This is a genomic window from Scrofimicrobium canadense (assembly GCF_009696615.1).
Classification (GTDB): domain Bacteria; phylum Actinomycetota; class Actinomycetes; order Actinomycetales; family Actinomycetaceae; genus Scrofimicrobium; species Scrofimicrobium canadense.
The window spans coordinates 225,403-234,544 of record NZ_VULO01000002.1 but is presented as its reverse complement, the minus strand read 5'-3'; the positions used below and the strand labels follow the sequence as shown (position 1 = coordinate 234,544).

7 protein-coding genes, 1 tRNA gene and 1 pseudogene are annotated in these 9,142 nt (G+C 53.0%); 2 read left to right on the top strand and 7 right to left on the bottom strand.

The genetic code is table 11. From position 1 onward, the window contains the following. Positions 1-391: 391 nt before the first annotated feature. From FYJ24_RS02650 to FYJ24_RS02620, 7 genes and pseudogenes are all read right to left on the bottom strand, one after another. Positions 392-464, bottom strand: a tRNA-Ala gene (locus tag FYJ24_RS02650). 27 nt (positions 465-491) lie between these two features. After that, positions 492-842, bottom strand: coding sequence for a ribosome silencing factor (gene rsfS / locus FYJ24_RS02645; protein WP_154543282.1), 351 nt, complete (start codon positions 840-842; stop codon positions 492-494). Positions 843-849: 7 nt separating this feature from the next. Continuing rightward, on the bottom strand, positions 850-1,437 hold the full coding sequence (gene nadD / locus FYJ24_RS02640; RefSeq protein ID WP_154543280.1) for a nicotinate-nucleotide adenylyltransferase: 588 nt from the start codon (positions 1,435-1,437) through the stop codon (positions 850-852). Beyond that, on the bottom strand, positions 1,434-2,966 hold the full coding sequence (gene obgE, locus FYJ24_RS02635) for a GTPase ObgE (protein WP_154543278.1): 1,533 nt from the start codon (positions 2,964-2,966) through the stop codon (positions 1,434-1,436). The genes nadD and obgE overlap by 4 nt, the downstream gene beginning before the upstream one ends. A gap of 71 nt (positions 2,967-3,037) precedes the next feature. After that, positions 3,038-3,289 (bottom strand): 50S ribosomal protein L27, encoded by a 252-nt coding sequence (rpmA, locus tag FYJ24_RS02630; RefSeq protein ID WP_154543276.1) that lies wholly within the window; start codon positions 3,287-3,289, stop codon positions 3,038-3,040. Positions 3,290-3,303: 14 nt separating this feature from the next. Then, on the bottom strand, positions 3,304-3,612 hold the full coding sequence (gene rplU, locus FYJ24_RS02625) for a 50S ribosomal protein L21 (protein ID WP_318656476.1): 309 nt from the start codon (positions 3,610-3,612) through the stop codon (positions 3,304-3,306). Positions 3,613-4,200: 588 nt separating this feature from the next. Beyond that, positions 4,201-5,971, bottom strand: a pseudogene (locus tag FYJ24_RS02620) (Rne/Rng family ribonuclease); the annotation flags it as partial. Between the two features lie 341 nt (positions 5,972-6,312). Here FYJ24_RS02620 and FYJ24_RS02615 point away from each other — a divergent pair. Then, entirely contained in the window at positions 6,313-7,884 is a 1,572-nt protein-coding gene (locus tag FYJ24_RS02615; protein WP_154543274.1) for a cytochrome ubiquinol oxidase subunit I, read from the top strand. A gap of 13 nt (positions 7,885-7,897) precedes the next feature. Further along, positions 7,898-9,037: a cytochrome d ubiquinol oxidase subunit II gene (cydB, locus tag FYJ24_RS02610; RefSeq protein WP_154543272.1), complete on the top strand. Its 1,140-nt coding sequence runs from the start codon at positions 7,898-7,900 to the stop codon at positions 9,035-9,037. Positions 9,038-9,142: the final 105 nt, after the last annotated feature.

Here is a 9,142-nt window from a genome sequence, read left to right as displayed (position 1 = left end):
CTTTCAAACTCACCAAAGCCTGAAGAATCAACGTAGGATCAGAGACAGTGAAGGTGTTTCTATTATCTTTTTGGATCACACCTAAAAGTATGAAACACCTTCACACCCCACCAAAGTCCGAAGAGCCCGTTTAGGTGCCACAAGAACTGCTCTCCTTCAAGCTCTACAGAGCCATTATGCGGCAAGCACCCCACCTACAACACTGTCCAAAAAACAGGGTCCACTTCTGTTTCTATTATCTTTTCGTTTCACACCTAAAAGTATGAAACACCTTCACACCCCACCAAAGTCCGAAGAGCCGCCAAACACCAAGAAGCGATCAAAAAAGAAAGAAACACCGCACAACCAGCAGAAATAACCCACGACGGCGGTTCTCATAAGACAACTAGAGTGGAGCATACGGGATTCGAACCCGTGACCTCTTCCATGCCATGGAAGCGCGCTACCAACTGCGCCAATGCCCCTCCTGTTGCTCCCGCAACGAGTATTTACTATACAGGGGTCACTTGATCAGCACCAAATCGGAGACGGGGTGCATCTCCCCACAGTTTCTCCAATGCGTAAAAACTGCGGCCTTCTTCGGTAAACAGGTGCACTACAAGGTCGCCGTAATCGAGAATGACCCATTCAGCGTCCCCATCACCTTCCACTGAATTGGGGAGATTGCCGCTATCCTTCTTGACCGCTTCGGAGACAGCGTTCATGGTTGCACGCATATGTCGCGGGTTATCGACGGTAGCAATAAGAAATGTGTCAGAAAAGGGTGTCAGAGCTGTTACGTCCAGCGCAACAATATCGGCGGCTAAAGCATCATCGGCAGCGGTCGCGGCAACTTCAAGCATCAATCTCCTAGTTTTGGTACAAACCATGCTTACCTATATATTGAACCACGCCGTCGGGCACTAGGTACCATATAGGTTTGTCATGTCGCGCCCGATCCCTAATATCAGTGGAAGAAATCGCCATTGCTGGCACTTCGAGCAGCGACACTGATTCGTGTGGAAGTCCCTGGTCTGCCAGGTCATGGCCTGGTCTGGTGACCCCAACGAAGTGCGCTAACTCGAAAAGTTCTTCACTGTTTTTCCAACTAAGAATTTCTGCCATCGCGTCAGCACCCGTAATGAAGAAGAGGTCTGTTTCTGGCATTTCCTGGTGGAGTGTACGCAACGTCTGATAGGTGTAGCTTGGCCCCTCGCGGTCAATGTCTACGCGGGACACGTTGAAGCGATTGTTTGACGCGGTCGCAATCACCGTCATCAAGTAGCGGTGCTCGGCAGGGGCGACCTGTCGATCCTGTTTAAACGGTTGTACACCTGCGGGAACAAAAAGAACCTGTTCTAGATCGAAAGCATTCATCGCTTCTGAGGCAGCCACCAGGTGACCGTGATGAATGGGGTCAAAGGTTCCGCCCATGACTCCTATCCGTGGTCTAGTCATGCATCATCCTCCGGGTCAGCCCATTGCCCCGATTCCCGTTCAGTCCAAAGCTCTTGACGCGCCTCTTCCTTAGCGTCCATCCGGCGATGGTATTCGGCGCGGCGTTCCCCCCTTGATGGACGGGCATTCTGTTCTAATCGTAAGTCTCTGCCGCGACCGCCCAGGAGTTCAGCGCCTGTAGACAACGATGGCTCCCAGTCGAAGACTAATCCACCATCCAATGGTCCAATAACGACTGGTGAGCCTGGGATGGCTCCTGCCTTTGCCAGTTGATCTTCTACTCCTGCGGCAGCGAGTCGATCCGCAAGGTAACCTACGGCTTCATCATTGCCGAAGTTTGTCTGTTTGACCCAGCGTTCTGGCTTCTCACCACGAACCTGGAATACATCTTCTCCACCGTAGTGGACTTTTCTCACGGTGATATTCGAGACACCCTTGCGTGACTTCACCGGTTCAATCTGAACCAGCGGGCGGGCTTCTTCAAGTTCAGGTAAAAGTTCACGCTGTTCTTCTACGGCAGCAGCCAACGCGTAAGAAAGTGCGGGTAGCCCTTCGTGGCTCACCGCTGATACTTCGATAACCGGATATCCAAGCGCCTCAAGTTCAGGCCGCATCATTTCTGCCATGTCGCGTCCCTCTGGCAAATCGACCTTGTTGAGGATTACCAGTCGCGGTCGTTCCATCAAAGGGATATAGCCTTCAGCATCACCCAAATCACCTTCGTATGCTGCAAGCTCAGCTTCAATCATTGTGAGATCAGAAAGAGGATCGCGCTCTGATTCGAATGCTGCGCAGTCAATAACGTGGGCAATCACTGCGCAACGTTCAATGTGACGCAGGAAGTCCAGTCCCAGCCCTTTGCCAGACGAGGCTCCGGGAATGAGGCCCGGTACATCGGCAATCGTATAGCGGACGTCTCCAGCCTGCACCACGCCGAGGTTGGGGATAAGGGTGGTGAATGGGTAGTCGGCAATCTTTGGTCTAGCCGCAGACATTGCGGCAATAAGCGAACTCTTTCCAGCAGAGGGGTACCCCACCAATGCGACGTCAGCAATCGACTTGAGTTCGAGGATAACCTCTGTTTCTTCACCATCTTCACCGAGAAGTGCAAATCCTGGGGCTTTGCGAGCGTTGGAGGCCAGCGCAGCATTGCCCAATCCACCTTTACCTCCATGTGCAATGACGAGTTCAGCTCCAGCACCACGCAGGTCAGCTAGAAGATTGCCTTTACGGTCCTTAATAACAGTACCGTCTGGAACGTCTAGGACTACGTCCTCACCATCTTTACCTTGCCGAAAGTCGCCTTTTCCAGGCTCACCGTTTCCAGCTTTGTGGTGCGGACGATGATGGAAACTCAAAAGCGTCGACACGTCGGCTGCCACGCGCACGATAACAGAGCCACCGTCTCCCCCGTTGCCTCCGTCGGGTCCACCTAGTGGCTTAAATTTCTCCCGTTTTACCGAGGCACAACCATGGCCTCCGTCGCCCGCGATAGCGAAGACCTTTACTCGATCGACAAAGGATGCCATGTGTATTACCTCCAGATATGAGCGAAGGGCGCTCGGAGATACCGAACGCCCTTCCCATGCGTGAAGCCCTCTCAGGCCTCCAGTACGCTGATAACCCGACGGCCGCGGAAGTTACCGAATTCAACGGTTCCCGCTGCGGTGGCGAACAAAGTATCATCTTTGCCACGTCCCACGTTCTTGCCGGGGTGGTATTTGGTGCCGCGTTGACGAACCAGGATTTCTCCTGCTCCTACGACCTGGCCGCCGTAGCGCTTGATACCTAGACGTTGCGCGTTCGAATCGCGCCCGTTCCGAGAGGATCCTAGACCCTTCTTATGTGCCATCTGCTATTCCCCTCTCAGGCGATGTCGGTAATCTTGACAACCGAGAGCTTTTGACGATGCCCCTGGCGCTTACGATAACCGGTCTTATTCTTGTATTTAATGATGGTGATCTTGGGGCCCTTGGCATCCTCAAGGACTTCACCCTTGACGCTCACCTTATTCAGCTTCGAAGCATCGGTGACAATGTCATCACCATCAACCAGCAGTACTGGTTTGAACTCCACAGCTGAACCAATTTCATCGGCCAGACGGTCAACAGTGATAACGTCTCCGACGCTCACCTTTTCCTGCCGTCCGCCGGCTTTCACGATCGCGTAGACCACTGAATGCTCTTCTCTATCTTTTCTTGAACCAAACACCCTGACTAACTCGCCGGAGCTTGGTGGGTACTTATGCACCAGCACCCTAATTTACCTAGTGCGCCATGGGTACTCAAGCTCAAACGGCCAATATTAACAGAAAGAACCTGTGTGTTTGCGCACGCCTTTACGACTCGAACAGTGCCTGAACTGCCTGGCGGGCAGATTCGTCGACTACGTCTGGTTCCTTGGAGGGCTGGGAAGTCACGCGCCTGCGGGTGCGAGGCTTCTTCACTTCAGCAGCAGTTTTCGTCTTCGCCGGTACACCAGTAGCTTCTGGCAAAGCAATTTCGGCAACTGAACGCGGTGCCTTGGCATCAGACTCTTCTTTTTCCTGAGGCTTACGCGAGCGTTTCCTCGTAGAAGTGGACGATGACGTTGGCGCAGGAGTTTCTTGAACCTCTTGACCGGCGCTCTTTTCTGAGACTGTTGCTGCGGCAATAGCAGATAGAGCAGTCTTGACTTTCTCGTCTCCCACGTGACTGACAACTGCCTCTTCTTTAGAGGTGCCACGCTTCTTTCGGTTCTCGTTGCCGTTATTATTGCGGCGCGAATTGCCAGAAGTCACCGTAAGTTCCACTGGATGGTCATGGACGATAAATCCCCGCCCCTCGCAGGCCTCACAGGTGGTAGAAAACGCTTCAACCAGGCCTTCACCTACACGTTTACGTGTCATCTGCACCAGTCCCAAAGAGGTGATTTCGGTGACCTGGTGGCGGGTTCGATCCCTTCCAAGACATTCGACGAGGCGGCGCAAGACCAACTCGCGGTTGGACTCCAAGACCATATCAACGAAGTCAATAATAATGATGCCGCCGATATCACGCAGACGCAGTTGCCTGACGATTTCCTCGGCTGCTTCAAGGTTATTACGCGTGACTGTCTCTTCCAAGGTTCCGCCCGAACCAATGAACTTACCCGTATTGACATCGACGACTGTGAGAGCTTCCGTACGATCAATAACTAGTGTTCCCCCGCTGGGTAGCCACACTTTTCTGTCCATACCTTTGGCCAGCTGTTGATCGACTCTTAGTGCGTGGAATACGTCTTCGGTCCCATTCCATTTCTCCAACCGTGCATGCAGGTCAGGTGACAGGTCTTCCACATATTCCGAGACTGTCTCCCATGTGGGTTCGCCTTGAACAACAAGTTTGTTAAAATCCTCGTTGAAAATATCGCGAACTACGCGTACGACCAGTTCGGGTTCTCCGCGTAAGAGTTGCGGGGCTTTCTTGGTGCCTTTTTCTTTCTTCTGGATACTCTCCCACTGCTTCACTAGGCGGTCGATGTCATCACGAAGTTGTTCCTCGCTGGCCCCCTCAGCAGCAGTGCGCACGATTACGCCGGTATCTTCTGGAACAGATTCCTTGAGAATTTTCTTGAGTCGGGTGCGCTCAGTGTCAGGAAGTTTCCTAGAAATTCCCAGCATATTGGAGCCAGGCACCAGCACGAGGTAGCGCCCAGCCAACGTAACCTGACTGGTTAAACGGGCACCTTTATGGCCGATAGGATCTTTTGTGACCTGAACTAAGACTGCATCACCAGACTTGAGAGCTTGCTCAATTCTGCGAGGCTGCCCCTCCATGCCTAAAGCATCCCAGTTGACTTCTCCGGCATATAGTACGGCGTTACGACCGCGGCCAATATCCACAAATGCGGCTTCCATCGAAGGAAGAACATTTTGCACGCGGCCAAGGTAAATGTTGCCCACAATTGACTGTTGAGTCTTCCGGGCCACGTAATGCTCTACTAGAAGACCGTCTTCCAGAACGGCAATCTGATCCAGTCCGTCTTTATGTCGCACTACCATTTGCCGATCAACTGATTCTCGGCGCGCAAGGAACTCGGCTTCAGTGACTGACTGGCGACGACGTCCCTCTCTTCGCCCTTCGCGCCGACGCATCCGCTTTGCCTCAAGTCGAGTAGATCCCTTAAGTGCGGTGACCTCATCAACGGGATCGGTCTCTTGGGTAGCTGTTGAACGGGAGCGTCTACGACGGCGTTTTGTCCCTTCGACTTCTTCTACACTTTGGTCAGTTTCGGATTCCTTAGATTCTGGCTTCGCGTTATTTTTCTGTTTTTCACGCTTAGCACGAACCGGCTTTTCAGCCTCAGTGATTTCAGATACAACAGCCTTGTCTTTATCTCCACCTTTTACACTTGTCGACGCGCCGTTTTTTCGCGTCTTTTTTGCAGGTTGCTCATCTGTGCTGGCGCCCACTTCGGCCGCTGGTGCCGGAGGAGGGGGCGCCTGAAATTGCGGTGCCTGAAATAGTAGTGCTGCAGCTGGAGCGGGCGCAGCTGCGCCCGCATCGTTCTTCATATTCAAAACTCTCCATATGCGGCGGGGCCTCCACACCTAGGCGCCACCAGCCCTGTTTCACGCGCCCTCTTCGGGGCGAAAACTCTCTGGCTCTCTGCTTTCTCAACTAAAAGCGAGTCAAGGTGCTGGGTGTGCAGCACCAAACCATAGTCCGATTATCGCATAAGGGCCCTCCTGAAAGAATCACGCCATCCCAACTGTCAGCAAAATCTCGTCCATTTCGGTCGAATCACCGTGGGTAATAGGTCCCTTTACCATCCGGTCATGATGTATCGTGGAGAGGCAAGGCACCGGTACACCTATCGAGTGCCCTAGACCACAACACACTGAAAGGTGGACACATGGACTTCCTGCCGGCAGCGCTTGATCCTGTCGCGCTGGGACGCTGGCAATTCGGTATTACGACCGTTTACCACTTCATCCTCGTCCCACTGACCATCGGCCTATCTCTCTTGGTTGCCATCATGCAAAGCATGTGGATGGCGAGTAAGAAAGAGGTATGGCTGAAGGCCACGCGATTCTTCGGTAAACTACTCCTTATTAACTTCGCCCTAGGCGTCGCCACCGGTATCGTGCAAGAGTTCCAGTTTGGAATGAACTGGTCTGAATACTCTCGCTTCGTTGGTGACATCTTCGGCGCACCTCTGGCCGTCGAAGCTCTTCTTGCTTTCTTCCTTGAATCCACATTCCTTGGACTGTGGATCTTCGGTTGGGGACGCATCTCTAAGAAAGCTCACCTGGCAACCATCTGGCTATTCACAGCTGGCGTAAATCTTTCAGCTTTATGGATCCTGGCTGCCAACTCGTGGATGCAGAATCCTGTTGGCACCGTATTCAACCCTGAAACTGGGCGAGCAGAGCTTGACGGCGTCGGAGGTTTCTTCCAACTGCTCACTAACCCCGTATTAGGGCTTACCTTCTCTCACGTTGTCACATCCGCATGGCTTCTAGCAGGAACCTTTGTCGCAGGGATTTCCATTTGGTGGATGACTCGCGCAATGCGTGAGGGCTCTGAACCCGCCCAAAAAGAAGCGAAGAACGTATGGCGACCTATCGTTATCTTCGGTCTGTGGGCAGTGCTCGCCGGCGGTGTGGGGACCGTGGTCTCTGGACACTTCCAGGGTCAAGAGCTCGCACAAATACAGCCCGCAAAGATGGCGGCAGCTGAAGCAATATGTGTGGATACCGAAGGCGCGTCCTTTACTGTCATGACTTTTGATGAGTGTCCGCTAGATGCCAGCGATACAGAACAGCCTTCGCGGTTCATCGAAGTTCCTGGACTGGCTTCTTTCCTAGCGTCGAATTCGTTCTCGGCACCCGCTGAAGGCGTGGCTGACATTCAGGCACGGATGGTCGAACAACTCAACAGCAACGACGTGTTCACGGACCAGTACGGTGATGCATCCCAGTACGATTTCGTTCCTAACCAGCAAGTATCGTTCTGGACCTTCCGCTTGATGATCGCATTTGGTGGTTTCTCAGCGATCCTGGCCCTGTGGGCTCTCTTCGCAATGCGCGGTGGGCGCACTCCAAGCTCGAAAGCACTGGGCACATTCGGAATCATTTCTGTTCCTATGCCTTTCATCGCAGCATCGTTGGGGTGGATCTTTACCGAAATGGGCCGTCAACCCTGGGTTGTCTATCCAAATATGCAGGCTATGGCCGCAGGATCGGATTTGGGCAATGTGTTCATGATGACGCCCCTTGGCATATCAACGAATGTGTCCGCGGGCGCGGTCCTGCTCACTATGATCGTCTTTACCTTGCTATACGCCGCATTGGGCGTTGTTTGGGTATGGTTGATGAGACGTTTCGTCCTTGAAGGAATGTACCGCGGTGAAGATATCCACGGTGATGATGCCGCCAAGGATCATGAAGACGACAACGCTCAAACGCTGAGCTTCGGATACTGAGGGAGTAACGACAATGGAATTTCTCAGCATTCTCTGGTTTATTCTGATCGCGGTTCTTTGGACCGTCTATCTGGTTCTTGAAGGCTTTGACTTTGGTGTCGGCATGCTGTTGCCTGTTGTAGCCAAGAATGACAAAGAGCGTTCAGTTCTGGTCCGCACAATTGGGCCGCACTGGGATGGCAATGAAGTATGGCTGCTCACCGCTGGCGGTGCCACATTCGCGGCATTCCCAGCTTGGTACGCCACAATGTTCTCAGGCATGTACCTGGCGCTATTCCTTCTCTTGGTGCTGCTCATCATCCGTATTTCTGCTATCGAGTGGCGTTCGAAAGTGCGTTCCGTCAAGTGGCGTACTACCTGGGACTGGATGCACACAGTGTCCGCCTATCTGGTACCCCTGGTTCTCGGCGTTGCTTTCTCCAACCTGGTTCAAGGCATGAATATCGTTGCCCAAAACCGACTCAATGTTTCAGAGGTTATTCCGCCCGAGGCTGTAGCCGAGTATGCAACTAGCGGCAACCTAGTATTCAATATGGTCGGCGGATTCTGGTCGCTCTTCACCCCATTCACTTTGGTCGGTGGCGTGGCCGTGCTGCTGGTCTGTCTAGCCCACGGAGCACAGTTCCTTGCACTCAAAACAGAAGGGGAACTGCGCCAGCGCAGCGTAAAGGTTGGAGCAACCGCCTCCATTGCAGCAACACTCGTTGCTGCAATATGGGTAATCTGGGGACAGTTCGCATTCAACGCGAATATCTGGGCCTGGATTCCTCTCATCATTGCGGCAGTTGCTCTAGTGCTCTCCACCGTCATGGCGCAGCCGGCTTTCCAGAAAGAGGGATGGGCATTTACCTTCTCATCCATCGGTATTGCTGGAGCAGTCGCGTGGATATTCACTGCCATGGCACCAAACGTGATGAAGTCTTCGGTCGACCCAGCGTATTCGTTGACGATTCCTCTAGCTTCATCGACAACCGGAACCCTAACGGTCATGACTGTTGTGGCCGTGGTATTGGTGCCCATCGTCTTGGCATACACGGTGTGGTCATACTACGTGTTCCGTAAGCGTATTTCTGTTGGCGACGTGGACCATGGTGCAGGTCTACTTCCCGACAAGATTCGTTTAGGTGCAAACTTCCTGTCAGGCAAACCCTGATAGTAAGACTCACAATAGGGCGCTGTCTAACATCAGTTGGGCAGCGCCCTTCATTACGCACTCCCCCGGCCTAAGTCCCCACTCTGTTTACTTATCTGAGAGACT